The sequence below is a fragment of the Pseudomonas parafulva genome (assembly GCF_000800255.1).
In the GTDB taxonomy this organism is placed as follows: domain Bacteria; phylum Pseudomonadota; class Gammaproteobacteria; order Pseudomonadales; family Pseudomonadaceae; genus Aquipseudomonas; species Aquipseudomonas boreofloridensis.
In genome coordinates this window covers 4,390,560-4,416,024 of the sequence record NZ_CP009747.1, presented here as the reverse complement: position 1 = coordinate 4,416,024, position 25,465 = coordinate 4,390,560, and the positions used below count along the sequence as shown (strand labels likewise).

The window sequence follows — 25,465 nt, the reverse complement described above, 5'->3', positions numbered from 1 at the left end:
GGGTGTTCGGATAAATGCGTAAGTCATTGATGCGTATGACGTTGCGTCAACTGCAGATTTTCAATGAGGTGTGCGACCTGCGCTCCTACAGCCGCGCGGCCGAAGAAATGTCGCTCACGCAACCGGCCGTCAGCCTGCAAATCCGTCAGCTTGAGGAGCTGGTGGGTCAGCCGCTGTTCGAGTATGTGGGCAAGAAGTTGTACCTGACCGAAGCGGCCGAGGCACTGCAACGGGCCAGCCGGGACATCTTCGGCCGGCTGGAGAACTTCGACATGCAGCTGTCGGATATGCAGGGCTCACTGCAAGGGCAGTTGAAGCTGGCGATCGAATCCAGCGCCAAGCACTTCGTGCCTCATCTGTTCGCGGCGTTCAAGCGACGCCATCCTGAGGTCAACCTCACGCTGACGGTGGTCAATCGCGCCCAGGCGATTCGGCGGCTGTCGGACAACCGCGACGATCTGATCATCATGTCGATGGTGCCCCAGGACATGGGCCTGGAGTTCCTGCCCTTCCTCAACAACCCGATCATCGCCGTAGCGCCGCCGGATCATCCGCTGTCACAGCCCGAGCGCCTGCGCTTGCAAGATCTGGAACCTCACACGCTGCTGGTCCGCGAACAGGGTTCAGGCACGCGCAAAGCCTGCGAGGAATACTTCAAGGACAAGCGCGTGCACTTTACCCAGACCCTCGAAGTGGCGTCTGCCGAGGCTCAGCGAGAGAGCGTGATCGCCGGTCTGGGCATCGCCCTGCTGACGCGACACGCGGTGAACATGGAGTTGGCCACCGGCCTGCTGCGCGAGCTGCCGGTGGAAGAACTGCCGCTGTTTCGCAGTTGGTGCGTGGTACAGGCCAAGGCCAAGCGACAGTCGCCGGTTGCCTTGGCCTTCCTGGCGTTCATTCGCAGCGAACGGGCGACGATCAGTGGGCTGGTGGAGCGATTTTCTGGGAAGCTGCCGGCACCACTTGCCACACCGTGATGTCTTGCAATTCGGGGTAATCGGCGATTTCACGAAGCAATTGACGCTGGTCGCAATAGCTTTCGATCGCACGGCGATATTCCATGCGACGCTGATCCTTTTCAGCCTGCTTGCGAGCCTTGGCGTTGGGTTGGTACGAACCGAAGTGATCGTTTGCCATTGCCTGTCTCCCAGATCGGATGCGGGAGCTTCAGGGTGGCGAGCGCGCTTTACCGATTGGTGACAGGCCGATGAATTTTGCGGGTCGCTAGCACGCAAGCGCGCTCAGTCGTCGGTCGCCTTGATCGACTTGGGCGAAAGCCGCAGGCTGCGCAAGCTGCGCTTGACGCTCTTGAGGTGATTCACCAGGCTCGGGCCACGCGCCATGGCCACGCCCATCGCCAGCACGTCGATCACCACCAGGTGGGCGATGCGTGACGTCAGCGGGGTGTAGATTTCGGTGTCTTCGTGCACATCGATGGCCAGGTTGACGGTCGAGAGTTCCGCCAATGGGGTTTGGCTGGGGCACAGGGTGATGAGGTTGGCGCCGCTTTCGCGCACCAGATTCGCGGTGATCAGCAGGTCCTTGGAGCGCCCCGACTGGGAGATGCACACCGCCACATCGCCCGGCTTGAGCGTGACCGCGGACATGGCCTGCATGTGCGGGTCCGAATAGGCCGCCGCACTGAGCAACAAGCGGAAGAACTTGTGCTGGGCGTCGGCGGCCACTGCGCCTGAGGCACCGAAACCGTAGAACTCCACGCGCTGAGCTTGGGCCATGGCGCTGACCGCCTGCTGCAGGGCCTGCGGGTCGAGGTGCTCGCGCACCTCCATCAGCGTGTGCAGCGTAGTGTCGAAGATCTTCAGGCTGTAGTCGGCCACCGAGTCGTCTTCATGGATGGCGAACTGTCCGAAGCTGGCGCCCGCCGCCAGGCTCTGCGCCAGCTTGAGCTTGAGATCCTGGAACCCGGAGCAGCCGATGGCCCGGCAGAAACGCACGATGGTCGGCTCGCTGATCCCGACGTTATGCGCCAGATCGGCCATTGAGCTGTGCATGACGGCAGCCGGATCGAGCAGCACATGGTCGGCCACTTTCAGTTCCGATTTGCGCAGCAGATGGCGCGATTGGGCGATGTGTTGCAACAGATTCACAGGCTTGACTCGGTTATGATCGGCTGGCCGGGGATGTAGCTATCTTGTAGTTATACTACATGACCGGCGGACCGCCCAGCTAAACGAACGTGGGAGCGTGGTGGCTTGAGTATTCCCTGCGACATCTTGGTTTTCGGCGGTACTGGCGATCTGGCCCTGCGCAAGCTGCTGCCGGCGCTCTATCAGTTGTATCGCCAGAACCGCCTGCACAATGCCGTACGCATCATCGCCCTGGCCCGCCAGCCACTGTCGCGTCGCGACTACCTCAAGCGGGTCGAGCGTCATGGCCGGGCGCAGATCGCCCCTGCCGACTTCGACGACGAACTGTGGCGACGCTTCTGCGCGCGCCTGGACTACTTCGCCATGGACGCCGCCCAAGGCGCCGACTTCGTCCGCCTGGCCCGCTATCTTGGCGAACCGGGTGGCCTCACGCGAATCTTCTACCTGGCCACCGCGCCCAGTCTGTTTGCCTCGATCGCCGGCCACCTGCGCCTGGCAGGCCTGGCCGACCCGGAAGCGCGCATCGTGCTGGAAAAGCCCATCGGCCATTCGCTGGCGTCGGCCCAAGCGATCAATCACGCCATCGGTGCTGTATTCGAGGAATCCCAGGTGTTTCGCATCGATCACTACCTGGGCAAGGAAACCGTGCAGAACCTCATGGCCCTGCGTTTCGCCAACGCCCTGCTGGAGCCGGTGTGGCGCAACGCGCAGGTCGATCATGTGCAGATCAGCGTGTGCGAAACCCTCGGCGTGGAGAATCGCGGTGCCTACTACGATCGCGCCGGCGCCACCCGCGACATGCTGCAGAACCACCTGTTGCAGTTGCTGTGCCTGGTGGCCATGGAGCCTCCGGCGCAGTTCGAGGCCGAGGCCGTGCGCGACGAGAAGGTGAAGATCCTGCGCGCCCTGCGTCCACTCGGCGACCAGGACGTGCAGGACCAGACCGTACGCGGGCAGTACAGCGCCGGTCGAATCGGCGGTCAGGAGGTGCCGGCCTACTACTTCGAAAAAGACGTGGACCACGACAGCGACACCGAAACCTTCGTCGCCGTCCAGGCGCACATCGAGAACTGGCGCTGGGCCGGGGTGCCGTTCTACCTGCGTACCGGCAAGCGCATGGCGCGGCGTTCATCGCAGATCGTCATCCAGTTCAAGCCGGTGCCCCACGCGCTGTTCGCCAGTGAACAGGTCAACCAGTTGCTGATCCGGCTGCAACCCGAAGAGCGCATCAGCCTGCGCATGATGACCAAACGGCCTGGCAAGGGCATGCACCTGGCCCCGGTCGACCTGGACCTGAACCTGGCCCAGGCGTTCGGCCACACCCGTCGCTGGGACGCCTATGAGCGCCTGCTGCTGGATATCCTGGAGGGCGATTCCACCCTGTTCATGCGCCGCGACGAGGTGGAAGCGGCCTGGGCCTGGATCGACCCGATCCTCAAGGGCTGGGAAGCGCACTTCCAGGCGCCCCGCCCTTACCCGGCCGGCAGCAATGGGCCGGAGCAGGCCAACAGCCTGCTGGCGAACCAGGGAAGGCAGTGGCATGACTGAAACCTTTCGTCCTGCAATCGCGGTCTGCCAAGACGCATCGTTCGTTGAAGCGACGCATTCCGCGTAACGCCTATCGCAGGAAAAAACCTCATGACCGAATCGAAGCATTGGACTGCAACGCAAACCGACACATTGCTGCGCGTTGAAGCCACAGTCACCGTGGCCAACCCTGGGGTCACCCCGCTGCTGGTGCCATCGCGCATTCAGGACAAGTCATCCAACTTGAATCTGGATCTGGTCCTGGAGCAGGAGGACGGGATTCACCTCGCGGTGATGACTGACAAACCGGTGGTGTTCGAAAAAGACTTCGGCTACCCGGTACGCCTGGTCGTCGTCCTCCACGACGGTAAGGCAATCGAAACCTTGCGCGTGAACGCGCAGCACTGACGCGGCCGACCCATTGCGGGAACGACTCGCCGACGGTTATTGCTGCAGCAATTTCTCGAAAGCCTCGGCCTCCAATGGACGACTGATCAAGTAACCCTGGACTTCGTCGCAACCCTGCTCACGCAGGAACGACAATTGCTCCGGGGTTTCCACGCCCTCGGCCACCACTTCCAGACCCAGGCTCTTGGCCATGCCGATGATTGCCCGGATGATCGCAGCATCCTGATTGCCCTCATGCAGGCCGCGGATGAACGCCTGGTCGATCTTCACGTAATCCACCGGGAAGCGCTTCAGGTAGCTCAGCGACGAATAGCCCGTGCCGAAGTCATCGATCGCCAGCTTCACCCCTAGCGCATGCAATTGTTCGAACGTGGCAATGATGTGCTCGACGTTGTCGAGCAACTGGCTTTCGGTGAGTTCCAGTTCCAGTAGATGCGGCGCCAACCCGGTCTCTTCCAGCACCTGACGGACCAGACTGACCACCTTGCCCTGGCGCAACTGGTACACCGACAGGTTCACCGAGACCCGGATGTCTCGACCCTGGCGCAACCATTCGCACGCTTGCCAGCACGCCTGACGCAGGACGAATTCGCCCATCGGCGCGATCAGCCCGGTTTCTTCCGCCAGCCCGATGAACTCGCTGGGCGGCACCATGCCCCACTGCGGATGCTGCCAACGTACCAGGGCTTCGGCCGCATTCAGACGGCCACTGCGCAGGCACATCTTGGGTTGGTAGAACACCCGCAATTGGTTCTCGACCAAGGCCTTGCGCAAGTGGTTCTCCAGTTGCAGGCGCTCCAGCGTGCTGGCGCGCAGGCTCTCGGTGTAGAACTGGAAACAATCACCGCCCAAGTGCTTGGCGTGTTGCTTGGCCATGTCAGCCTGGTTGAGCAGCGTCTCAAGGTCGCAGGAAGGATCCGTCAGCAGGCTGATCCCCACCGAGGCACTGACCACCACTTCGTGGTCACCCAACTGCTGCGGGACACGCAGCTTGTCGAGCAGGCGCGTGGTGACCCGGACCAGGCTCGACAAATGGCTGTAGCCATCGAACAGCACCACGAATTCGTCACCCGATATACGCGCCACCGTATCGGCCTCGGGTACTGCGTTGGCCAGACGTCGCGCCATCTGCCTGAGCAATTGGTCGGCCAGCGCCTGACCTAGGCTTTCATTGAGCAGCTTGAAGCGGTCCAGGTCCACGTGCAGCAGGGCCAAGGTGCGGCCGTTGAGCCGAACCCGCTGGCGTGCCTGATCCAGGCGCAGACGGAACAGCATGCGGTTGGCCAGGCCAGTGAGTTCATCGTAATGAGCCAGATGACGCAAACGCTCCTCCGACTGACGGCGCGTCGACAGGTCGGTGCAGAACGCAACGATATTGCTGAGCCTGCCGTTGCCGTCGTGCACGCCGTTGAGCTGCAACCACTGCGGGTACAACTCACCGTTGCTGCGTGCCTCGACCAGTTCACCCTGCCAACGGCCTTGCTGTTGCAACGCTTCGCGGATCGACTCGCTGTGACGCTGCGCGTCGCGGCTGCTCGGCAGTTGCAACAGGTTGCGCGACAGCAACTCTTCGCGAGCGTGGCCGGTGAGTGTGCAATAGGGCTGGTTCACCGCCAGCACCTGGAAGTGTGCGTCGAGGATGGCGATGCCCTCGCTGGCGGCCTCGAACACCGTGGCGGCCAGGCGTTGCTGCTCTTCATGCACAGCCAGGCGTTGCGCGCTGGCGCCCAGTGCCTGATGCGCGAGGTCCAGCTCACGGCCACGTTCGCTCACCCGCTGCTCCAGGCAGTGCTGGGCATGACGTAGCTGCGTTTCGACCTGACGGCGCTGCTTGACCTCCTCACTCAGCGCCAGATTCAACCGCTCGCCCTGGCGCTGTGCCTGCTGCAGATGTTCGATCAACGCCTGGTTCTGGAAGCGTCGCAACAGACCGTTCTCGATCAGGCGATTGATCTGCCAAGCCACCACGAACAGCGCGCCCAAGAGAATCAGACCCAGCCAACCCCAGCCGCGCTGCGCGCCATCCTCGTAGATGAAGAGAAAGCCGATCGGCGGCAGCAGCCCCGGCAGCACGAAACTGAGAAAGGCGGGCAGACTCACCGCATAGGCGACGCTGGCCGACAGCGCCGCAGCGCCCAGCAAGCCGAACACCCAGGCCTGCTGGACGAAGCTGTCCACCGGCACCAAGGCGAGCGCGGCACAGGCCAGAGTCAGCCCACTGAAGGCAGACCCGCCGAGAAACAGTCGCCACCAACTCGGTTGCGCCTGCCGTGGCGCAGGCGCCGCCTCGAAGGCCGCCACCTGAATCACGCGCAGGCCCACCAACGCCAGGAGCCAGAGCGTCCACACACACACCAGCAGGTAGCGGGCCGGACTCCATAGCAGCCAGGCACACAGCAGGCCGTTGAGCAACATGAGCAGAGTGGGTAGCAAGGAGCCTTGATACAGCAGGCGGGTGCGCTCGATGGAGAGCTCGGTTGCGAATTGCCTGCGAACGCGCTTCGTCGTGTCGGGTAATGCGTCGATCACCATGCAATTCTGGGTCATATGGCAGTGTTCTTGTAGTGGTCAGCCGCTAACGGTCACGGAGAATACACAACACCGCCCGTTGGCCAAACTGCTGTACGTCATGTTTTCACAACAGCCCTGTCCTTTGTCCGCTGCCCCTTGCCGATGAACGGCCCGCCGCAATGCCCGAGATTTATCAGCAACGCGTTTGCCCCCGCCCCCGCGCGCCCCTAGAATGGCCGGATGCACACTGATGACCTCTCCCTCCTGCTCAATTCCCTCAACGATGCCCAGCGCCAGGCCGTAGCCGCTGCGCGTGGCCGTCAGCTGGTGCTGGCTGGCGCCGGCTCCGGCAAGACCCGCGTGCTGGTGCACCGCATCGCCTGGCTGATCCAGGTCGAGCAGGCCTCGCCGCACTCCATCCTGTCGGTGACGTTCACCAACAAGGCGGCGGCCGAGATGCGCCACCGCATCGAGCAGTTGCTGGGCATCAACCCGGCCGGTATGTGGGTCGGCACCTTCCACGGCCTGGCGCACCGCCTGCTGCGTGCCCATTGGCAGGAAGCGCGGCTGACGCAGAACTTCCAGATTCTCGACAGCGACGACCAGCAGCGCCTGGTCAAACGCGTGATCCGCGAAATGGGTCTGGACGAGCAACGCTGGCCGGCTCGCCAGGCCCAGTGGTTCATCAACGGGCAAAAGGACGAAGGCCTGCGCCCGCAGCACATCCAGCCAGGCGGCGACCTGTTCCTGGCCACCATGCGTGGCATCTACGAGGCTTATGAACAAGCCTGCGAACGCGCCGGTGTCATCGATTTCTCCGAGCTGCTGCTGCGCGCCCTGGACCTGTGGCGCGACCACCCTGGCCTGCTGGAGCACTATCAGCGCCGCTTCCGTCACGTGCTGGTGGACGAGTTTCAGGACACCAACGCCGTGCAGTACGCCTGGTTGCGCCTGTTGGCCGCAGGCGGCGACAGCCTGATGGCGGTGGGTGACGACGACCAGTCCATCTATGGCTGGCGCGGGGCCAAGATCGAGAACATCCATCAGTACACCGCCGACTTCCCCGATGCCGAGCTGATCCGCCTGGAGCAGAACTACCGCTCCACCGGCGGCATCCTCAAAGCAGCCAACGCCTTGATCGCCAATAACAGCGGGCGTCTGGGCAAGGAACTGTGGACCGACCTGGGCGAAGGCGAACCCATCACGCTGTATGCGGCCTACAACGAGCACGACGAAGCACGCTACGTGGTCGAGAGCATCGAGCGCGTGATCAAGGACGGCAACTCACGCAATGACATTGCCATCCTCTATCGCTCCAACGCCCAGTCGCGAGTGCTCGAAGAGGCCCTGCTGCGCGAGCGTATTCCCTACCGCATCTATGGCGGCCAGCGCTTCTTCGAACGCGCCGAGATCAAGAACGCCATGGCCTACCTGCGCCTGCTCGAAGGGCGCGGCAACGACGCAGCCCTGGAGCGGGTCATCAACGTGCCGCCACGCGGTATCGGCGAAAAAACCGTCGAGGCCATCCGCGAGCACGCTCGCCACAGCCAGTCGTCGATGTGGGATGCCATGTGCCAGTTGCTCGCCGCCAAAGCCCTCAAGGGTCGCGCGGCAAGCGCGCTGGGCGGCTTCATCGAATTGATGGAGCACCTCGCGGCCAAGGTTAGCGAGATGCCGCTGCACACGATGACCCAGACCGTGATCGAGCAATCCGGGCTGATCGTCTATCACCAGGAAGAGAAAGGCGAGAAGGGCCAGGCGCGGGTGGAAAACCTTGAGGAACTGGTCAGCGCCGCGCGCAACTTCGAGACCAGCGAAGACGACGGTGACCTGTCGCCGCTGTCCGCCTTCCTCGGCCACGCGTCGCTCGAAGCCGGCGATGCCCAGGCCGATGAGCACGAAGACAGCGTGCAATTGATGACCCTGCACAGTGCCAAAGGCCTTGAGTTCCCCTATGTGTTCCTGGTCGGCCTGGAAGAAGGGCTGTTCCCGCACAAGATGAGCCTGGAAGAGCCGGGACGTCTGGAAGAAGAGCGCAGGCTGGCGTATGTCGGTATCACGCGGGCCATGCGCCAGTTGATCATGTCCTACGCCGAAACGCGCCGTCTGTATGGCAGTGAGACGTACAACAAGGTGTCACGCTTCGTTCGGGAAATTCCGGCCGGGCTGGTTCAGGAGGTGCGCCTGTCCAACTCGGTCAGTCGCCCCTTCGGCGGCGCTCAGACCCAGGCCAGCAGCCTGTTCGCCAATGCCGCAATCCCGCAGACCGCCTTCAGCCTCGGGCAGCGGGTTCAGCACTCGGTATTCGGCGAGGGCGTGATCCTCAACTTCGAAGGTTCCGGCGCCCAGGCGCGGGTGCAGGTGAATTTCGACGAAGGCAGCAAATGGTTGATGCTGGGGTACGCCAAGCTGGAAGCGATCTGAGGGCAAAGGGATCTCAGCGAGATTCCTTTTTCAGATAACCTTTCCAGACTCTACCTACAGACTCTTCCAAACATCGCCCTGCCCGCCAGGCAAAAGCTCGAAACATTCTTACGCTGGCCTTGTCTGTCAGATCATGTGCACCATGACGCGCGTGCAATCCACAAAACGGGAAATCCCATCTTATGCAACGTTTTCTTAGCATCGCACTGGCGCTCTGCGTCGGCCTGACGCTGAGCCTCGACGCCAATGCCAAGCGCTTCGGCGGTGGCAAGAGCTCGGGCGCAGCGCCCATGCACCAGACCCGCCAGGCCTCCCCCACTACGCCTGCCGCCACGCCAACCGCTCCGGGCCGCGCCCCGGCCGCTGCCAGCGGTGCTTCGCGCTGGCTGGGTCCATTGGCCGGTATCGCTGCCGGTGGTCTGCTGGCCTCCATGTTCATGGGCGATGGCTTCCAAGGCATGCAGATCTTCGACTTCCTGATCATGGGCCTGATCGCCTTCCTGGTCTTCCGCTTCATCGCCGCACGTCGCCGTCAGCAGCAGCCACAGGCTGCGGGTCACGCGCCATACCAGCGTGAAGTACAGACTCAAGCGCAGCAGCCTGCCCAGTCGATCTTCGGCGGTTCGGCCGCACCGGTCGCCGCGCCGGTGATCAACGCCCCGGCCTGGTTCAACGAGCAGAACTTCCTGGCTGCCGCGCGCAACCACTTCCAGACCCTGCAGCAGCACTGGGACGCGAACGAGATGGACAAGATCGCCGAGTTCGTCACCCCGCAGATGCTTGAGTTCCTCAAGCGCGAGCGCGCCGAACAAGGTGATGGCTTCCAGTCCACCTACATCGACGACCTCGACGTGCAACTGGACGGCGTCGAAGACCGTGCCGAGAAGACCGTCGCGACCCTAACCTTCCGTGGCGTGTCGAAGAACTCTCGCTTCGATCAAGGCGAAGCCTTCAGCGAAAGCTGGCACATGGAGCGTGCACAGGGCGAGAACCAGCCCTGGATGCTGGCCGGTATCCGCCAGAACGGCTGATTCCGACCTGCAGCACAAAAACCCCGGACCTGTTCCGGGGTTTTTGCTTTTGCCATAGCGGACTACTAGGGTATAAACCGCAGCGTTGTCATCAAGGCCAGAGGAAGTGAAACGTGGAAGAAGTGATCGAACAACTCCGTGAAGCCAACGAGCCGGTACCGGTCCCCCTCGAGCTTCCCGATGAAGACCAACTGGTCGAGATCGAGGAAGAGCTGTTCATCAACATCCCCTTCGTCTTCAAAGAGTTCCTGCTCACGGTCAGTGACGTGGTCTACGGGTCTCTCGAACCGGTCACCGTCACCGACCCGCAATCGCACACCTACCTGCCCGACGTCGCCGCCAACGCCTGGGACGCCGGTGTACCGCGTGACCTGATTCCGTTGTGCCAGGACGGCGACAATTACTACTGCGTCGAAGAAGACGGCACCGTGGTGCTGTGGGACGGTGACGAAGAGATCGTTGGGGAAGACAGCTGGGAATCGGTGTGGCACTGGGCGCGAGACGTCTGGCTGGAAAGCTGAGCCTGCTGAGTGACCCGCGTCTGACACGGCGAAGGCCTTACCCTCGCCGCGTCGGAACAAGCGACACCGCGATCAATCAGTGCGAGTGGTCGCGGCTGTTCTCCAGGGTTTCCAACAATGCCACCTGCATGCGCGTATGCATGCGCACGAACCAGCGCCAGAGCAGCGCCACCACCACCGCAGCCACCACCGCGATGATCAGCAGCAGTTCGCTGGTCGGCAGAATGCTGGCCGACAAGGCCGACAGCAGCAGGAAGATGACCAGCAGCGACAGCAATGGAATCACCTCGGCGATGACCCGCCGCACGCGCTGGGTGTGGCGCCCGGCCATTTCCGGCTTGACGCCCATCTCCGCCAGCAACATCGACAGCGCCTTGAGCTTGCGGTAGGCCGCGATCAGGAAGGGCAGCGACAGCAGCAGCGCGGCGCCCCAGATCAGCGCTTTCTGTTGCCCCACATCGCCGATCCATTCGCTGAGCCACGCGCCGATGCGCACGGCGAAGTAACCGCCACTGAAGAAAATCGCGATCACCAGCGCCAGGTTCACCCCAACCTGCAACAGAATGCGCCGGATCATCGCCGCCAGCATGGCGCCCTCACCTTGCGGCTGAATGCTGCGCAGCCACTCGCCGTACAACGACAGCACCCTGGACAGGCGCTGCGGGACGACCTTGCCCAGACGAATGGACAGCGGATCGGCCGCGCGGATCAGGTAAGGCGTCAGTAAGGTGGTGATGGCCGAGACCGCGACCGCCACCGGGTAGAGGAAGTCGCTGGTGACCTGCAATGTCATGCCCAGCGCCGCGATGATGAAGGAAAATTCGCCGATCTGTGACAGCCCCATGCCCACTCGCAACGAGGTACGCCCGTCGTTACCGGCAATGAAGGCGCCCATGCCGCACGAAAGCATCTTGCCAAGCACCACGGCCAGGGTAATCACCACGATCGGCCAGGCGTACTCGACCAGCACGTGAGGGTCGATCATCAGACCAATGGCGACGAAGAAGATGGCGCTGAACAGGTCACGGACCGGCTCGATGAGGCGCTCGATCTTCAGCAACTGTCGCGATTCGGCCATGATCGCGCCGATCAGGAAGGCGCCCAGCACCATGCTGTACTCGAGCTTGACCACCAGCAGGCAGAAGCCGAAACACAGGCCGAGTACGGTGATCAGCAACATCTCGTTGCTTTCGAACTTGGCCACATAGGCCAATAGCCGTGGCACCAGCAGAATGCCGATGACCAGGGCGACGATCATGAACAGCGACAGCTTGCCGACGGTCGAGAACACCTCCCCGGAGCTCACCGAACCGCTGACTGCAATGCCCGACAGCAGTGCGATGATGCCGATGCCGAGGATGTCCTCGACGATGAGCACACCGAAGATCAGTTGCGCGAAGCGCTCGTTCTTCATCTTCAGGTCATTGAGCGCCTTGACGATGATGGTGGTCGAGGAAATCGCCAGGATGGCGCCGAGGAACAGCGAATCCATGGTGTTCCAGCCGAACCAGCGGCCGATTTCGAAGCCGATCCAGATCATCAGCACGATCTCGAGGAACGCGGCGATGAAGGCCGTGGCACCGACCTTGAACAGCTTGCGCAGGCTGAACTCCAGGCCCAGGCAGAACATCAGGAAGATCACCCCGAGCTCGGCCAGGGTCTTGATGGTGTCTTCGTCGTGGATAAGGCCGAACGGCGGGGTATGGGGGCCGATGATGAAGCCGGCAACGATGTAGCCCAGTACGACCGGCTGACGCAGCCGGTGGAAAAGAATGGTTACCACCCCTGCGACCAGCATGATCACGGCCAGATCCTGGATGAAGCTTATGGCATGCATGGCGTGGCACTCCTTTTATCAACGCACGGTTGTATCGACGCATGAGGCAGATCGCCGCTCGGCCAGGCGACACCTGAGCGAACGGCAAGTACAGATTGTGTTGATCGGCGGTACGCCCATGTTGCATGGGCGTACTCAGGGTAACATTGCGTCCGTCGATCGAACGGCGATGCAATATGCAGAAACAGATCGGCCAGACCGCGCCCAGTAATGGCATGATCGGCGTGACGGCGGACCGCTCGCAGACGTCCGTAACCACGATAGGAAACTTCATCGAAGGGGTTTAGAAGTGTCTGGAGATACCCACCCCGTTTCAGCGCAACCACACCGTGAGCACTCTATGGAACCCGGCAACGCCCAGCTGACCATGACCGTCCTGATGACGCCGGACATGGCCAACTTCTCTGGCAACGTACATGGCGGCACACTGCTGAAATACCTGGACGAAGTGGCGTATGCCTGCGCCAGCCGTTATGCCGGCACCTATGTGGTGACCCTGTCGGTGGACCAGGTGATTTTTCGCGAACCGGTGCACGTCGGCGAGCTGGTGACCTTCCTCGCCTCGGTCAACTACACCGGCAACACCTCCATGGAGGTGGGCATCAAGGTGGTGACCGAGAACATCCGCGAGCGCTCGGTGCGTCACTCAAATAGCTGTTTCTTCACCATGGTGGCCGTGGACGACAATCGCCGTCCGGTGCAAGTCCCCGCACGCCAGCCGCAAAGCAGCGAAGAAAAGCGCCGGTTCCTGCAGGGTCAGCAGCGCCGGCAGATCCGCCAAGAGCTGGAGAAGCGCTATCAGGATTTGAAGACCGAGTGACCTACCGCTCGAGTGCCTGCGCCTCGAAGCGTACCCGTGGGTGCGCAATGCGGTCCTGAGCGCGCACCAGTTGCAGCTCGTAGCTGGCGCAGGCCTGGGTTTCCAGCAACACCTCGTGCACAGCCGCTGCGGTGAACTCGAACGCCTGTACCCAGGTGTCGCCGAGCAGCACGCGCGCCAGGAACAGCCCTGAGGTGAGATCGCCGACCCCAACCGGCTGACGCGGGAATGCCAGCAGTGGCCGACGCAGGTGCCAGCTCTGCTCACGCGTCACCAGCAGCATTTCGAAGGCATCGTCGGCACGCCCTGGGTAGGCCAGGTGCTTGACCAGCACCACTTGTGGCCCACGCGCCAGCAGGCTACGCGCCATGGCCACGCAGTCTTCCAGCGACTGCGCGCGGCGCCCGCAGAAACTGTCCAGCTCCAGCTGGTTCGGGCACAGGATGTCGGCTGCCGCCGCCGCTTGGTCGAGCAGGAAGTCGCTGACCTCCTGCGGCACGATACAGCCCTTTTCAGGGTGACCCATGACCGGGTCGCACAGATACAGCGCGCGCGGATTCACCGCCTTGATCCGCTGCACCCCTGCAAGGATGGCCCGGCCCTGCTCGGCGCTCCCCAGGTAACCGGAGAGCACCGCATCGCAATTGCCCAGCTCACCGATGTTGCAAATGCCTTCCACCAACGCGGGAATTTGCGCAGGCGCGAGCACTTCTCCTGCCCACTGACCATACTGAGTGTGGTTGGAGAATTGCACGGTATTGAGCGGCCAGACATTCACGCCAATGCGCTGCATGGGTAACACCGCAGCGCTGTTTCCGGCATGTCCAAAAACCACATGGGACTGGATGGCGAGCAAGTGCGGCGTACGTTTCATGCAGGAGATTTCCGAAGCTGTGTGGATAAGTGAAGACCGAGCAGTATGAACCTGAAAGCCACCTGTACGACAGGCCAGCGACGCAGTTAAGCTGCGCCCACCTGTCTGGAGCCTATTGAAATGTTGACCCTGGAGAACCTGTTCGTCCTGATGCTGTTGGCGACGGCTGGCGCCTGGCTGTGGCATAACCACGGCTTGCGCGAGAAGGCACTCGAGCGGGTCAAGCAGCATTGCGCCAAGCTCGACTTGGAACTGCTCGACGACGCCGTGGCGCTCAAACGCATCGGCTTCGTGCGTGATGCCAAGGGCCGCAAGCGCCTGGCACGTATCTATGCCTTCGAATTCACGGTCACCGGAGAGCAACGGCATCCTGGTAGCGTGACCCAGTTCGGTGCCCATACGATGCAGATCGAACTGGCGCCTTATCCGTTCGAGATCAACACGGCGCCGCGCGGCGACAACGTCATCGAAATGCAGCAGTGGCGCCAGGAACACAACCGCTGGCGCAACTGATCACGCGCTCAGTTGGCAGCGCGCCATGGCAGCTTGCAGCGCCTCCAGGGCCTGCGGGTGGTCGAAGATCAGTTCGAGGCGGGAATCCTTGCGCCACTCGCTCGAACGCCAGTCCTGCAGTTCGCCGTTCAATCCATTGAACGAACGCCATCCTTGGCCGCTGTGGATAACCCCTTTGGCCCGCTTCCAAGGCCAACGCCGGAGCGCGTCGCTCAACAGCGCTTCATCCAAACGCTGAGTAGGGTGCCAACGCCAACCCACGCTCCAGCCGCCCTCACCTTGCTGGGCAAGGCAAATGGGGCGTTCAGGATCTGTCCACAGGGCTGGCAACGCCGGCAGTGAACGTTCCACAGGCAAAGGGCTGGGCGCCGCGAGGCACGATGGATTCGCGAATGAAGCCGGAAGATCGCTGAGATCGAGCTTGCCCTGATCGGTCCAGATACCGCGCTGCTCGGCAAACCGAGAACTTATCAACAGGCGAGTGGCGCCATCCACAGATGCCGATTTATTGAAGATCAGAACGCCCGCCTTCAGCTGTGCTTGCAACTGGGCTTGTGCAAGCAACTCGCCGCGGGCCAGCGCCTGGGCATCCATCACCATGACCAGAGGGCGGACATCCAGCACACCTGTCCAGGGAGCCTGAGTGAGCTGTTCCAGCAGTTGCAGTGGGTGGCCTAAGCCAGAAGGCTCGATGAATAGCCGGTCTGGCTTGGCACTGCGCAACAGGCGACTCAATCCGACCTGGAATGGCACGCCATTGACGCAACACAGACATCCCCCCGCCACCTCACCGATGGCCACGCCCCTCTCGTCGCGGCTGAGCAGTGCGGCATCCAGACCAATCTGGCCGAACTCGTTGACCAGCACTGCCCAGCGCTCGTGCGCCGGACGCTGGCTCATCAGATGACGGATCAACGTGGTTTTGCCAGCGCCCAGCGGGCCGGAGATCACATGGGTCGGGATATGCTGCAACATGGCGCGGTGTCGAACCGAATAAAAGAACAGTCTAGCGCGGCGGCGAACCGATGGCTCGCACCCGCCTGTCAGCCCAGCCAGTCCAGACTCAACAACAATCGTTTCTCGCCTCTGGGCGTGGCCGGCGAGCGGTGAATCAAACCCGCCCCTTCGTTGCCCACCCATTTCTCACCCTTGAGCAGCGCCACCTCACCCATCGCCAAGCGCTGGATGTTATCCACAGGCGGCTGCGCCACCTGCAAACGGCTGCGGTCGATATGCCCTTCCGCCAGCCATTCACTGCCCATCCCCGCGTAGGTAGTGAGCAAGCGCAGCGGCACGTGATCGACATGAAACCGCGGGCACATCGCACCGTCGAGCACTCGCAGCCTGAGCCCTACACGGCGGGCGCCAAGCAGGCAGGTGAAGGCCTCCACCAGCCAGGTGACATCGGCGACGAACCCTTCGTACCCCTCTAGATCCGCCGCTTCGCGCAGCAGTCCGGTCAGCCTCGGCGGTTGCTGTTCATTCACCTCGATCACCCGCTCATCGGACATGGGCTGATCCAGACGAGTGACCAGCTCGGCAAAGTCCTCGACCTGTACCGGTAAACGACGCTGCCAGACCGCGAGATTGACGTCATCGCGAAGGATCTCGGTCATGACCTGAGGAGACTCGCCCTGCCTCTGGCAGATATCCACAGCCTTGAGCGCCAACATCAGGCAGCCGCCTCTTCGTACCATGGGCCGAAGGGATCGGGCAGGCGCAGCCAGGCCATCGGCCCTTGCTCCATCTCCTCATCCGTCAGCAGGCAGGCCTCGAGTTCTGTGGATAACCGGACGAAGTCGATGTTCTGTCCGATGAAGACCAGCTCTTGGCGACAGTCACCGGTCTCCACGGTCCATTGCTTGAGGATCGCCTGGCGATTGTCTTCGTCCTGAGGCCATTGCTCGCGTGGCACGAAGCGCCACCAACGACCGGCCAAGCCATGGCGCATCATGCCGCCGGCCTGGGACCAACTGCCGGCTTCTTGGTACTTGCTGGCCAGCCAGAAGAATCCTTTGGAGCGCAGCAGCCGCCCGTTGCTCCACGTGTTGTGGATAAAGTCGAAAAAGCGCTGTGGATGAAACGGTTTGCGCGCTTGCCAGGTGGTCGCGGCAATACCGTATTCCTCGGTCTCGGGCACGTGCTCTCCGCGCAACTCCTGAAGCCACCCCGGTGCCTGTGCGGCTTGGTCGAAGTCGAACAGCCCGGTGTCGAGGATGCGCGACAGCGGCACCTCTCCCATGACCATCGGTACGATCTGCGCCCGGGCATTGAGGCTGCGCAGAATCGCGGTGAGCTCGTCACGGTCCGCCTGACTGATCAAGTCGATCTTGCTCAGCAGCAGCACATCGGCGAACTCGATCTGCTCGATCAACAAGTCGCTGATCGAGCGTTCGTCTTCCTCGCCCAGGGTTTCGCCCCGGCTGGCCAGGCTTTCGGCAGCCTGATAGTCGCGCAGGAAGTTCAGACCATCGACCACCGTGACCATGGTGTCCAGCCGGGCCATATCGGACAGGCTGCGACCTTGCTCGTCGCGGAAGGTGAAGGTCTCGGCCACCGGCAACGGCTCGGAGATGCCGGTGGACTCGATCAGCAGGTAATCGAAACGCCCTTCGTCGGCCAAGCGGGCGACTTCCTCCAGCAGGTCTTCGCGCAGGGTGCAACAGATGCAACCATTGCTCATCTCGACGAGCTTTTCCTCGGCGCGATTGAGGCTGACGTTACGCTGGACCTCGCTGGCATCGATGTTGATCTCGCTCATGTCGTTGACGATGACCGCGACCCGCAGGTTGTCGCGATTACGCAAGACATGATTGAGCAGCGTGCTCTTGCCGGCCCCCAGGAAGCCGGACAGCACGGTGACGGGAAGACGGTCGGACATGATGAACCTCATCGGCGGTGCGCATTCGAAACGATGCATTGCACAACGTTATAATATAACAATACAATTTCGCCAAGCCGCGTCTGTCGAACGGCTGCCTTTGAGGACAATCATGAACCGCTTGAAGCTCGCCCTATGGGTACTGACATTCGCGGTATCTACCCCGCTGCATGCCGCGATTGCGCACAGCGGTCTGGCCGTATGCACTCGCAGCGCCACACTTCTGGCATGCGAAGACAGCAAGGGCAGTTACTACAGCGTGCGCACCGACGGCAGCGATTTTCATCTGCGCGGTTACGACAGCGTCACTCGTCGACTCTGGGCCCAGACCAACAGTCGTTATGGGCAGATGACCTTCTTCACCGGTCTGGCCAGCGACGGCGAAGCCTGGGTGGGCTACAGCCGTCGCGTTGGCTGGACCACCCTGAACCGTGTTTCCAGCTCCAGCGGACAACGCTTCAACCTGCACTGCAGCTTGATCGGCGGCTGCCGCTAAGCCTCTTTTTTCATGGGATATCTCGATGACCAGCCTGACGCTTCCCGACATCGCCGCACAAACCAGCCCGACGCTGCAGCCCTTGGACTGGGTCGGTATGCGCGGCATCGCTTTGCCGGTGCAACTGGGCGGCCGCACCTTGAGCGCCTGGGCCGATGCAGGTGTGAGCCTTGACGATGGGGAATCACGCGGCATTCACATGTCGCGCCTGTACCTGGCCTTGGAGGCGCTGGAGCACACTGAACTGACGCCACTGGCTTTGCGCCAATTGCTGGCCCATTTTCTCGACACCCATGACGGCCTGTCATCGTCGGCCTATGTGCGTCTGAAGTTCGACTGCATGCTCAAGCGTCCTGCGCTGATCAGTCCACTGGAGGGATGGAAGCGCTACCCCGTCATCCTCGACGCAAGGATCGAAAACGAGATGTTCCACGTGGAACAATACGTTGAAATCCCTTACTCCTCGACCTGCCCCTGCTCGGCGGCCCTGGCTCGACAGCTGATTCAGCAGCAATTCCTCAACGACTTCGCCAATCAGCCAGCAGATATCCAAGCGGTCCTGCAATGGCTGGGAAGCACTGCGGGAATCGTCGCGACACCGCATAGCCAGCGCAGCCAGGCAGCCGTGAGAGTACGCCTGCAGGACACACTACAAACCCTGCCGGTCGAAGCGCTGATCGATGCCGTAGAAAGCGCACTGGGCACGGCTGTACAAACGGCGGTGAAACGCGCCGACGAACAAGCCTTCGCGTTGGCGAACGGGCAAAACCTGATGTTCTGCGAAGACGCGGCGCGACGTATTCATCACGCGCTACGCGGATTGGCATGGTGCAGCGGCTTCGACCTGCGCGTGGAACATGCAGAAAGTCTGCACGCCCACGATGCAGTAGCTGAAAGCCGCTGGCAGTGGTGAACCTTCAGCTACGCGGACGCACGTTGCCGCAGTCTTTTCCCTGCCAGAGCGCACGGGTGTTCATGCTGCCCTGCTGCTGAACACCGGACGCGTTGAAGGTACCGCTGACCTTGGTGGTGAACTCGCGGTCACTGAGGAACGTGGCCTGGCCTGAACCCTGCGCCTTGGGACAGGTGAACTGGAACTTCCAGACGTTGCCTTGCCGGTCGGTGATCTTCTGCGTGCAACCCGATTGCGGGTCCTGCAAAGGGATGTCGTTGGTCGCCACCTGCTCAGGTGTCAAACAGGCACGCACACCCTTGCCGCCTACGCTGATGCCCTGCTTGGCCAGGGCGCCCTCCATCATCGCGCGCTGCTCAGGTGGCAGATTCTTCAATTGGCCCAACATGAACTGCATGTCCGGTAGCTGTTTGCCATCGACCTGCATGTCGCTGGTGGTCAGCTCCCACAGACCGGGTTGCAGCATCTGCGCGTGCGCCAGCAGCGGGCTGCCCAGGCCAAAAGCCAGGGCGATCAGTGGCAGACGAATCTTCATGGATCAGTACTCCTCGAGATACCGGCCCCAGGCCGGACAGAGGCTTAGACGCGTTTTACCCCTGCGGGTTGCACCTACACCGATGAACATGGTCTGTTAGCAACAGTGCTCTTGGAATGCAGGATGCGTATGGACTACCACAGCCCTTATTTCTTCGGTTACCTGCTCGGCCTGATCCACCTGCTCGGCATCGGTGCCGCACTGCATGCGGTGTTCACCGTGCGCACGGCGCAAGGTGCCATCGCCTGGGCCATGTCGCTGCTGTTCATCCCCTACCTGACCCTCATCCCCTATCTGGTGTTTGGCGCGCGCTCCTTCTATGCCTATATCCAGGCGCGTCGCCAAGCCAACCAGGAGATGCACGTGGCGATGGCCAACCTCAACTGGCGGCCTTGGGTCGAAGAAGCCCTGGCCGCGCGCGAGTCGGTGAGCTATGTGGCGTTGCGAGCGATGCCCAAGCTGGGCCGCATGCCGTGCCTGGCCAATAACGAGGTGAAACTGCTGATCAATGGCACGGCCACCTTCGAGGCGATCTTTGCCGCCATCGAACGGGCCAGCGATACGGTGCTGGTGCAGTTCTTCATCATCCACGACGACGCCCTCGGCCAGCGCTTGCAACAACTGCTGCTGCGCAAGGCTGCCGAAGGCGTGAAGATCTATGTGCTGTTCGATCAGGTGGGCAGCCATGCCCTGCCCTCGCGTTACAGCCAAGTACTGCGAGAAGGTGGGGTACAGATCCAGGCCTTCTCTTCGAAGCGCGGCTGGTTCAACCGCTTCCAGGTCAACTTCCGCAATCACCGCAAGATCGTGGTGGTGGATGGGTTGGTCGGATTTCTGGGTGGACACAACGTCGGCGACGAGTACGTGGGTGCACACCCGCGTCTGTCGCCCTGGCGAGACACCCATGTCCAGGTCAGCGGACCGGTTCTGGCGTGCCTGCAGGAGTCGTTCGCCGAGGACTGGTACTGGGCCACCCGTGAATTGCCGCCACTGATCCTGCCCGATGCCTATCCCGAAGACGGCGTGCTGTGTCAGGTACTCGCCACCGGACCCGCCGACCCACAGGAGACCTGCCAACTGTTCTTCGTCGAGGCCATTCAGTCAGCCACTCGACGCATCTGGATCACCAGCCCCTACTTCGTGCCCGACGAAGCCGTGGTGGCTGCGCTGCGCCTGGCGGTACTGCGCGGTGTGGATGTGCGCATCCTGATTCCCAGCCGACCAGACCATCGCATCGTCTACGCGGCCTCCAGCCTGTTCGCCTTCGAGGCAGTGCGTGCCGGGGTGAGGATATTCCGCTATCAACCCGGTTTCGTGCACCAGAAAGTGATTCTGGTGGATGACGACGTCAGCGCCGTCGGCAGCGCCAACATGGACAACCGCTCGTTCAGGCTGAATTTCGAGATCACCTTGCTGACCATCGACCGTGCATTCGCCGATCAGGTGGAGGCCATGCTGCTGCGTGATTTCGAGCAGTCGCGGGAGGTCACCGCCGAGGACATCCGCGATACCCACCGCCTACAGCAATTGGGCATGCGCATCGCCCGACTGATCTCACCCATCCTGTAACGCGAACCTGACGGGCCGCCCCGCCGCGGCGGCCCGCTTGGGCTCAACGATAGAGGTCTTCGCGCGTCCACGGCAGGTCATGGTGACCGTCCGCATAGGGCTTGACCGCGAGAATCTGATGCAGGTTGATCCAGCCCTTGGTGAAGGCGTAAGCACATCCGGCCAGGTACAGGCGCCAGATTCGCAGCGTCTTCTCCGGCACCAGCGCTGCCGCGCGGTGCAGCTGATTCTCCAGGTTCTCGCTCCAGTGATTGAGGGTCTTGGCGTAGTGCAGGCGCAGGCTCTCCACATCCACCACTTCAAGTCCCGCTTCGCAGATACGCGCCGTAATCATTGAAATGTGGGGCAGTTCGCCATGGGGGAAAACGTAGCGATCGATGAACTCCCCTGCCCCGCGTCCGACCGGGCGGCCGTCCACATGCTTGGCCGTGATGCCGTGGTTCATCACCAGGCCACCCTCGCGCACGGCCCCGAACAGCCGCTGACAGTACAGCTCGAGATTGGCATGACCCACGTGCTCGAACATGCCGACACTCACCGCCTTGTCGAAGCGCCCATCCTGGGGCAGATCGCGGTAGTCGAGGATCTGCAGATCGATCTTGTCGGCCAGCCCCTCGTCTTCGACCCGCTGACGTCCCAAGGCGAGCTGCTCCTTGCTGAGCGTGATACCGAACACCTTGGCCCCATACTCACGGGCGGCGAAGCGCGCCAGCCCGCCCCAGCCGCACCCCACATCCAGCAGGTAGTCGCCAGCCTGCAATCGCAGCTTGCGGCACAGATGGTCGAACTTGTCCTGCTGCGCCTGGGCCAGGGTGTTGTCCGGTTCCTTGAAGTAGGCGCAGGAGTACACCATGTCCGGGTCGAGCCACAGCTGATAGAACGCGTTGGACAGGTCGTAGTGGTAGGAAATGGCTTCGGCGTCGGTGTCCTTGTCGTGCGCGGTGCGCACGGGGTTGACGTCGGTTTCGTCGTGGAGCAAGGCCTCGCTGAGCTCGTCGCACACGCGGATGACTTCGCCGATGTCGCCTTCGAGCTCCAGCTTGCCCTCGACGAACGCAGTGCCCAGTTCATCCATGCTCGGATGGGTGAGCTGAGCGATCAACTGCGGTTCCTTGACCAGGATGGTGACTTGGGGACTGGGCCCCAGATCGAACTCATTGCCGTCCCAGAGCTTAAGACGCAGAGGCAAGTGCAGGCTCTGCAAGGCTGGCGGAAGTTGCGCAAGCATGAAAGACCCCCTTCACGTTAGGACGCCGTACACAGATTCGAACCCCATCGATTCAGGGTAGCTCATCCGTAGGAACTTTCCTCGCGCAGCTGTGGGAAGGGTCGATCCGCGAAGGTGTCAGGCGCCATCGCGGATCAATCGTCGGGTCTACACCACCGCCCAGTTCTTATCCACAGCCGTGCCGAAGCGCGAAGCGAGGAATGGGGTCAGATCCAGCGGCGTTTCTTCGTCGTTGATGACCTTGTCCAGCAGTACCCCGGTGATCGCCGACGTCAGGATGCCGGTGCGGAAATGTCCACAGGCATTGAAGTAGCCCGGCATATCCTCCACGGGTCCGAGAATCGGCAGCTCGTCTGGCGACCCCGGGCGCAGTCCCGCCCAGGTGCGCTTGAGACTCACCTGCGCCAGCTCCGGCACGCAGCGCACTGCGCCTTGCACCAGCCCGGCGATTTCCGGGAAGGTAGTGCGCACATCGAAGCCCTTGTCCTCGGTGGTGCTGCCGATCAACACCTCACCGTTGTCTTTCTGCGCCATGTAGCAGTCGCTGGTGGTCAGGCAACCATCTAGCAGCTTGGGCAGGCGTTCGGTCAGGACGATCTGGCCTTTCACCGGTTTCACCGGAATCGAGGTGCCGGTGGCCCACTCGCTCAGTTCTCCGGCCCAGGAGCCCGCTGCATTGAGCAGGGTATGGCAATGGAAGACGCCGGCCTCAGCCGTGCGCACGCCCTTGATCCGCGCCTGCTCATGCAGCACGCCGGTGACATTGGTGTTCAGGTACAGGTCGACACCGTTCTGCCGGGCCGCCTCCAGGAACGCATCACCCAACCGGAACGGGCTGACCTGGTGATCGCAGAGGAACTCCAGCGCCCCACTGGCCGCGTGACTCACCGCCGGCTCACGCTCGCGCAGGGCCGCGCGATCCAGCCAGCGGACTTGATCGGCCAGGTGCGGAATGTGCGACACGATGTGCTCGGCGTACAACTGGTCTTCATCGTCCTGAATGATGTACTTAAGGCCCGTGCGTTCGAACTTGAAGTCCATGCCGTGGCGCTCGATCAACTCCTGGTGCAGCTGTGGATACAGCGCGTTCGATTGCAGCGCCAGGTCGAAAAAGCACTGCGGCAGGATGTGAGGCGTGCTCGAATCCACCGCCACCGCCGCGCCGTGGGCCTCGCGCTTGTTGCGCGAGGACATCATGCGAAAGAAGATCACCCCGCAGCCCAGGCCCACGGATTCGCCGATGGCCCACAGCCCGCCCGCCGAGGCGCGGGTCGCATTACCGGGGCGCTTGCTGTCGATCAGGGCGATCTTCAGGCCCTTGCGCTTGGACAACTGGTAGGCGCAGGAGGCGCCGATCACGCCGCCACCGGCAATCACGATGTCATAGGTCTTGTTCATGTTCAGGCCTCCGTGCCCAGGTGCAGGAATGCGGAAAACGGAATCGGGTCCACCGGGAAGCGTGGCCGCAACCACCCCACGTCGGCGCGCCCGGTGTCGGCGCGCAGGCGATCGCTGCAATAACCCACGCACATACGGCCCTGGCAGTCGCCCATGCTCACCCGGGTGCGCATCTTCAGGCTGGCCATGTCCTGCACGCCCTGCTCCAGCGCCAGGTCGATGTCGCTGCGGGTGACGTGCTCGCAGCGGCAGATCACCGTATCCGGTGCAGCCAGCTCGATCTGCGCCGCGCCCCTACGGGTGTAGCGCTCGACGCCATAGCGGAAGCGCTTGATCGCCGCCAGCTTGCCCAGGTAGCGCTCACGCCGCTCGATGGCCTGTGCGGCATCCAGCACACCGCGTTGCTGCAGGATCGAGACCGCTGCAATACGCCCGGTCAGCATCGCGGCTTCTCCGCCACGAATACCGCCCATGTCACCCGCCAGGTGGATGTGCGCCTCGCTGCTCTGCTGCCAGACGTTGCACTCGGCGCGCAGATAGCCGTCTTCGCTGAAGCCGTGCGCCAGCCCCAGTTGCTGGCTGAGTTGGGTGCGCGGGATGAAGCCGTAGCCCACGGCGAGGGTCTGTACCGACTCGCGCTGCACACGGCTCAGGTCAGGTTTCCAGTCCTGGCCATAGGGCGCCACGCTGACCTCGCTCAGTTCAGCGTCACCGCGAGCGCCAACCACACCCCAGCCGTAATGCATGGGGATACCGTTGAGTTTCATGTAGGCCAGCATGCTCAGGCCGTCGAGGAACAACTGGGGCTTGTTCATCAGCGCCAGACTTTCCTTGGCAATGCGATTGAAGGCACAGGCCTCGTAGACGCCGGCGACCTTGGCCCCAGCGGCGTGCAACTGACAGGCCACCAGCGGTAGCAGCGGTCCGGTGCCGGCGATCAAGGTGCTGCCCAAGGGTTTGACCACGTTGCTCTTGATCTGCAACTGCAACCCGCCGAGCAGCATGACCCCGGGCAGGGTCCAGCCAGGGAACGGCACATTGCGCTCGTGACAACCGGCCGCCAGCAGCAACTGGGCGTAGTCGATTTCATGCAGTTGCTCGTCGGCGTCGAGCACCATTAGCCGCTCGCTGTCGCCACCGACCACGCGGCTGTTCAAGCGCACGTCGATGTGCCGGGCGTTGGCCGCGAATTGCTCGTGCAGTCGCTGCAGGGCCTTGCCATAGCGCGCCCCGAGATAACCCAGGTCGACACCGGCCCGCAGCGGACCGCGATAGACCACCCCACCGGGGCGCGAGGCTTCATCGAACAGCAGACAATCCACACCCTGCTCGGCCAGTTCGATGGCCGCCGCCATCCCCGCCGAACCGCCGCCGACGATCACCGGACGCAGGCTCATGGTTGCACCTGCGCGGCAATGGCATTGACCTCGGTCTCGACGCGCATGCCTTCGCGCACCACGGTCTGACACGCGCGACGCTTGGCGCGGCCATCAATGGCGACCAGACAGCAATGGCACACCCCCATGCCGCAGAAGGCGCCGCTGCGCTGACCATGGTCATTGAGCGCCACTGGGCGCAGCCCCACCGCGTTGAGCACGCTGAGCACGGTTTCACCGGCTGCTGCCTGAACCGGCTGACCGTTGAGCTGCAGGGTGATGTCGGCCTGGGTGATGGGTTGTATGTCGAGTATCCGTTCCATCGCTTGCATGAGCGTCGTCCTTGTTTTGAAAAGCACAGGACCTTACGTCACTCATAGGGAACGACACATTGATCTGCGCCGTAGGAATTGAAGGAAATTTCTTAGGAAGCTGCGCGCCGACGAGCGGGATACTGGCACTTTGTATACCTTTTACGCCGTCAGTTTGAGCCCC

24 protein-coding genes are annotated in these 25,465 nt (G+C 62.5%); 11 read left to right on the top strand and 13 right to left on the bottom strand.

Annotation, left to right across the window (positions count from 1 at the left end; all coding sequences use genetic code 11):
- The first annotated feature begins 14 nt into the window (after positions 1-14).
- Positions 15-977: a LysR family transcriptional regulator gene (locus tag NJ69_RS19355; protein ID WP_029612231.1), complete on the top strand. Its 963-nt coding sequence runs from the start codon at positions 15-17 to the stop codon at positions 975-977.
- On the opposite strand, the gene NJ69_RS19350 is transcribed toward NJ69_RS19355, so the two are convergent.
- The gene (locus tag NJ69_RS19350) at positions 919-1,137 is read right to left on the bottom strand and encodes a PA3496 family putative envelope integrity protein (protein ID WP_029612230.1); all 219 of its coding nucleotides are present in this window, start codon (positions 1,135-1,137) and stop codon (positions 919-921) included. The two genes, NJ69_RS19355 and NJ69_RS19350, sit on opposite strands and share 59 nt — an antisense overlap.
- Positions 1,138-1,241: 104 nt before the next feature.
- Positions 1,242-2,108, bottom strand: coding sequence for a transcriptional regulator HexR (gene hexR / locus NJ69_RS19345; RefSeq protein ID WP_039582397.1), 867 nt, complete (start codon positions 2,106-2,108; stop codon positions 1,242-1,244).
- Positions 2,109-2,213: 105 nt separating this feature from the next.
- Between hexR and zwf the strand changes: the two genes are divergently transcribed.
- Both zwf and NJ69_RS19335 read left to right on the top strand, forming a co-directional pair.
- Positions 2,214-3,656 (top strand): glucose-6-phosphate dehydrogenase, encoded by a 1,443-nt coding sequence (gene zwf / locus NJ69_RS19340; protein ID WP_039582395.1) that lies wholly within the window; start codon positions 2,214-2,216, stop codon positions 3,654-3,656.
- Positions 3,657-3,746: 90 nt separating this feature from the next.
- Positions 3,747-4,043 (top strand): hypothetical protein, encoded by a 297-nt coding sequence (locus NJ69_RS19335; protein WP_052192164.1) that lies wholly within the window; start codon positions 3,747-3,749, stop codon positions 4,041-4,043.
- Between the two features lie 36 nt (positions 4,044-4,079).
- Here NJ69_RS19335 and NJ69_RS19330 read toward each other — a convergent pair whose 3' ends face one another.
- Positions 4,080-6,590 (bottom strand): putative bifunctional diguanylate cyclase/phosphodiesterase, encoded by a 2,511-nt coding sequence (locus tag NJ69_RS19330; protein ID WP_039582393.1) that lies wholly within the window; start codon positions 6,588-6,590, stop codon positions 4,080-4,082.
- Between the two features lie 204 nt (positions 6,591-6,794).
- Here NJ69_RS19330 and uvrD point away from each other — a divergent pair, with 204 nt between their 5' ends.
- The 3 genes from uvrD to NJ69_RS19315 all read left to right on the top strand — a co-directional run bounded on the left by uvrD (position 6,795) and on the right by NJ69_RS19315 (position 10,530).
- Entirely contained in the window at positions 6,795-8,978 is a 2,184-nt protein-coding gene (uvrD, locus tag NJ69_RS19325) for a DNA helicase II (RefSeq protein WP_039582391.1), read from the top strand.
- A 182-nt stretch (positions 8,979-9,160) separates the two neighbouring features.
- Complete coding sequence (locus NJ69_RS19320; RefSeq protein WP_039582388.1) at positions 9,161-10,009, top strand: Tim44 domain-containing protein; 849 nt, start codon at positions 9,161-9,163, stop codon at positions 10,007-10,009.
- Between the two features lie 113 nt (positions 10,010-10,122).
- Positions 10,123-10,530, top strand: a complete 408-nt coding sequence (locus NJ69_RS19315; RefSeq protein ID WP_039582386.1) for an SMI1/KNR4 family protein — start codon at positions 10,123-10,125, stop codon at positions 10,528-10,530.
- A 76-nt stretch (positions 10,531-10,606) separates the two neighbouring features.
- On the opposite strand, the gene NJ69_RS19310 is transcribed toward NJ69_RS19315, so the two are convergent.
- Entirely contained in the window at positions 10,607-12,367 is a 1,761-nt protein-coding gene (locus NJ69_RS19310; protein ID WP_039582384.1) for a cation:proton antiporter, read from the bottom strand.
- Positions 12,368-12,707: 340 nt separating this feature from the next.
- On the opposite strand from NJ69_RS19310, the gene NJ69_RS19305 reads away from it, so the two are divergent.
- On the top strand, positions 12,708-13,187 hold the full coding sequence (locus NJ69_RS19305; RefSeq protein ID WP_029612221.1) for an acyl-CoA thioesterase: 480 nt from the start codon (positions 12,708-12,710) through the stop codon (positions 13,185-13,187).
- A gap of 1 nt (position 13,188) precedes the next feature.
- Here NJ69_RS19305 and pdxY read toward each other — a convergent pair whose 3' ends face one another.
- A complete protein-coding gene (gene pdxY, locus NJ69_RS19300) occupies positions 13,189-14,061 on the bottom strand; it encodes a pyridoxal kinase PdxY (RefSeq protein WP_039582382.1) in 873 nt (290 codons plus the stop codon).
- Positions 14,062-14,181: 120 nt separating this feature from the next.
- Here pdxY and NJ69_RS19295 point away from each other — a divergent pair, with 120 nt between their 5' ends.
- Positions 14,182-14,574, top strand: coding sequence for a DUF3301 domain-containing protein (locus NJ69_RS19295; RefSeq protein WP_029612218.1), 393 nt, complete (start codon positions 14,182-14,184; stop codon positions 14,572-14,574).
- On the opposite strand, the gene NJ69_RS19290 is transcribed toward NJ69_RS19295, so the two are convergent.
- From NJ69_RS19290 to zigA, 3 genes are all read right to left on the bottom strand, one after another.
- Positions 14,575-15,549 carry a CobW family GTP-binding protein gene (locus tag NJ69_RS19290; RefSeq protein ID WP_039582380.1) on the bottom strand — a complete coding sequence of 325 codons (975 nt, stop codon included), beginning with the start codon at positions 15,547-15,549 and terminating at the stop codon, positions 14,575-14,577.
- A 68-nt stretch (positions 15,550-15,617) separates the two neighbouring features.
- Positions 15,618-16,247 carry a DUF1826 domain-containing protein gene (locus NJ69_RS19285; RefSeq protein WP_430736657.1) on the bottom strand — a complete coding sequence of 210 codons (630 nt, stop codon included), beginning with the start codon at positions 16,245-16,247 and terminating at the stop codon, positions 15,618-15,620.
- Positions 16,247-17,455 (bottom strand): zinc metallochaperone GTPase ZigA, encoded by a 1,209-nt coding sequence (zigA, locus tag NJ69_RS19280; RefSeq protein ID WP_039582377.1) that lies wholly within the window; start codon positions 17,453-17,455, stop codon positions 16,247-16,249. Before zigA ends, NJ69_RS19285 begins: the two co-directional genes overlap by 1 nt.
- Before the next feature lie 112 nt (positions 17,456-17,567).
- Here zigA and NJ69_RS19275 point away from each other — a divergent pair, with 112 nt between their 5' ends.
- Both NJ69_RS19275 and folE2 read left to right on the top strand, forming a co-directional pair.
- Positions 17,568-17,951 (top strand): hypothetical protein, encoded by a 384-nt coding sequence (locus NJ69_RS19275; protein WP_039582376.1) that lies wholly within the window; start codon positions 17,568-17,570, stop codon positions 17,949-17,951.
- A 25-nt stretch (positions 17,952-17,976) separates the two neighbouring features.
- Positions 17,977-18,864, top strand: coding sequence for a GTP cyclohydrolase FolE2 (folE2, locus tag NJ69_RS19270; protein WP_039582375.1), 888 nt, complete (start codon positions 17,977-17,979; stop codon positions 18,862-18,864).
- A 4-nt stretch (positions 18,865-18,868) separates the two neighbouring features.
- Here the strand turns inward: folE2 and NJ69_RS19265 are convergent, their stop codons facing one another.
- A complete protein-coding gene (locus NJ69_RS19265) occupies positions 18,869-19,399 on the bottom strand; it encodes a DUF3617 domain-containing protein (protein WP_039582374.1) in 531 nt (176 codons plus the stop codon).
- Between the two features lie 129 nt (positions 19,400-19,528).
- Here NJ69_RS19265 and cls point away from each other — a divergent pair, with 129 nt between their 5' ends.
- Entirely contained in the window at positions 19,529-20,968 is a 1,440-nt protein-coding gene (cls, locus tag NJ69_RS19260) for a cardiolipin synthase (RefSeq protein ID WP_039582372.1), read from the top strand.
- 43 nt (positions 20,969-21,011) lie between these two features.
- Here cls and cfaB read toward each other — a convergent pair whose 3' ends face one another.
- The 4 genes from cfaB to hcnA all read right to left on the bottom strand — a co-directional run bounded on the left by cfaB (position 21,012) and on the right by hcnA (position 25,302).
- Entirely contained in the window at positions 21,012-22,196 is a 1,185-nt protein-coding gene (cfaB, locus tag NJ69_RS19255) for a C17 cyclopropane fatty acid synthase CfaB (RefSeq protein WP_039582370.1), read from the bottom strand.
- Positions 22,197-22,343: 147 nt separating this feature from the next.
- On the bottom strand, positions 22,344-23,594 hold the full coding sequence (gene hcnC / locus NJ69_RS19250) for a cyanide-forming glycine dehydrogenase subunit HcnC (RefSeq protein ID WP_039582368.1): 1,251 nt from the start codon (positions 23,592-23,594) through the stop codon (positions 22,344-22,346).
- Positions 23,595-23,596: 2 nt separating this feature from the next.
- Positions 23,597-24,991, bottom strand: a complete 1,395-nt coding sequence (gene hcnB, locus NJ69_RS19245) for a cyanide-forming glycine dehydrogenase subunit HcnB (protein WP_039582366.1) — start codon at positions 24,989-24,991, stop codon at positions 23,597-23,599.
- Positions 24,988-25,302, bottom strand: coding sequence for a cyanide-forming glycine dehydrogenase subunit HcnA (gene hcnA, locus NJ69_RS19240; RefSeq protein WP_029612206.1), 315 nt, complete (start codon positions 25,300-25,302; stop codon positions 24,988-24,990). The genes hcnB and hcnA overlap by 4 nt, the downstream gene beginning before the upstream one ends.
- Between the last annotated feature and the right edge of the window lie 163 nt (positions 25,303-25,465).

What these genes read in the sequence shown, in the direction of transcription:
- NJ69_RS19295 (WP_029612218.1), top strand. Translation starts at nt 14,182, where the DNA reads ATGTTGACCCTGGAGAACCTGTTCGTCCTGATGCTGTTGGCGACGGCT.
- NJ69_RS19320 (WP_039582388.1), top strand. Translation starts at nt 9,161, where the DNA reads ATGCAACGTTTTCTTAGCATCGCACTGGCGCTCTGCGTCGGCCTGACG.
- NJ69_RS19265 (WP_039582374.1), bottom strand. Translation starts at nt 19,399, where the DNA reads ATGAAGATTCGTCTGCCACTGATCGCCCTGGCTTTTGGCCTGGGCAGC.
- NJ69_RS19310 (WP_039582384.1), bottom strand. Translation starts at nt 12,367, where the DNA reads ATGCATGCCATAAGCTTCATCCAGGATCTGGCCGTGATCATGCTGGTC.
- NJ69_RS19290 (WP_039582380.1), bottom strand. Translation starts at nt 15,549, where the DNA reads ATGTTGCAGCATATCCCGACCCATGTGATCTCCGGCCCGCTGGGCGCT.
- folE2 (WP_039582375.1), top strand. Translation starts at nt 17,977, where the DNA reads ATGACCAGCCTGACGCTTCCCGACATCGCCGCACAAACCAGCCCGACG.
- NJ69_RS19335 (WP_052192164.1), top strand. Translation starts at nt 3,747, where the DNA reads ATGACCGAATCGAAGCATTGGACTGCAACGCAAACCGACACATTGCTG.
- cfaB (WP_039582370.1), bottom strand. Translation starts at nt 22,196, where the DNA reads ATGCTTGCGCAACTTCCGCCAGCCTTGCAGAGCCTGCACTTGCCTCTG.
- NJ69_RS19355 (WP_029612231.1), top strand. Translation starts at nt 15, where the DNA reads ATGCGTAAGTCATTGATGCGTATGACGTTGCGTCAACTGCAGATTTTC.
- pdxY (WP_039582382.1), bottom strand. Translation starts at nt 14,061, where the DNA reads ATGAAACGTACGCCGCACTTGCTCGCCATCCAGTCCCATGTGGTTTTT.
- NJ69_RS19275 (WP_039582376.1), top strand. Translation starts at nt 17,568, where the DNA reads ATGAACCGCTTGAAGCTCGCCCTATGGGTACTGACATTCGCGGTATCT.
- NJ69_RS19330 (WP_039582393.1), bottom strand. Translation starts at nt 6,590, where the DNA reads ATGACCCAGAATTGCATGGTGATCGACGCATTACCCGACACGACGAAG.
- hcnC (WP_039582368.1), bottom strand. Translation starts at nt 23,594, where the DNA reads ATGAACAAGACCTATGACATCGTGATTGCCGGTGGCGGCGTGATCGGC.
- zigA (WP_039582377.1), bottom strand. Translation starts at nt 17,455, where the DNA reads ATGTCCGACCGTCTTCCCGTCACCGTGCTGTCCGGCTTCCTGGGGGCC.
- uvrD (WP_039582391.1), top strand. Translation starts at nt 6,795, where the DNA reads ATGCACACTGATGACCTCTCCCTCCTGCTCAATTCCCTCAACGATGCC.
- NJ69_RS19350 (WP_029612230.1), bottom strand. Translation starts at nt 1,137, where the DNA reads ATGGCAAACGATCACTTCGGTTCGTACCAACCCAACGCCAAGGCTCGC.
- hcnB (WP_039582366.1), bottom strand. Translation starts at nt 24,991, where the DNA reads ATGAGCCTGCGTCCGGTGATCGTCGGCGGCGGTTCGGCGGGGATGGCG.
- cls (WP_039582372.1), top strand. Translation starts at nt 19,529, where the DNA reads ATGGACTACCACAGCCCTTATTTCTTCGGTTACCTGCTCGGCCTGATC.
- NJ69_RS19305 (WP_029612221.1), top strand. Translation starts at nt 12,708, where the DNA reads ATGGAACCCGGCAACGCCCAGCTGACCATGACCGTCCTGATGACGCCG.
- hcnA (WP_029612206.1), bottom strand. Translation starts at nt 25,302, where the DNA reads ATGCAAGCGATGGAACGGATACTCGACATACAACCCATCACCCAGGCC.
- NJ69_RS19285 (WP_430736657.1), bottom strand. Translation starts at nt 16,247, where the DNA reads ATGTTGGCGCTCAAGGCTGTGGATATCTGCCAGAGGCAGGGCGAGTCT.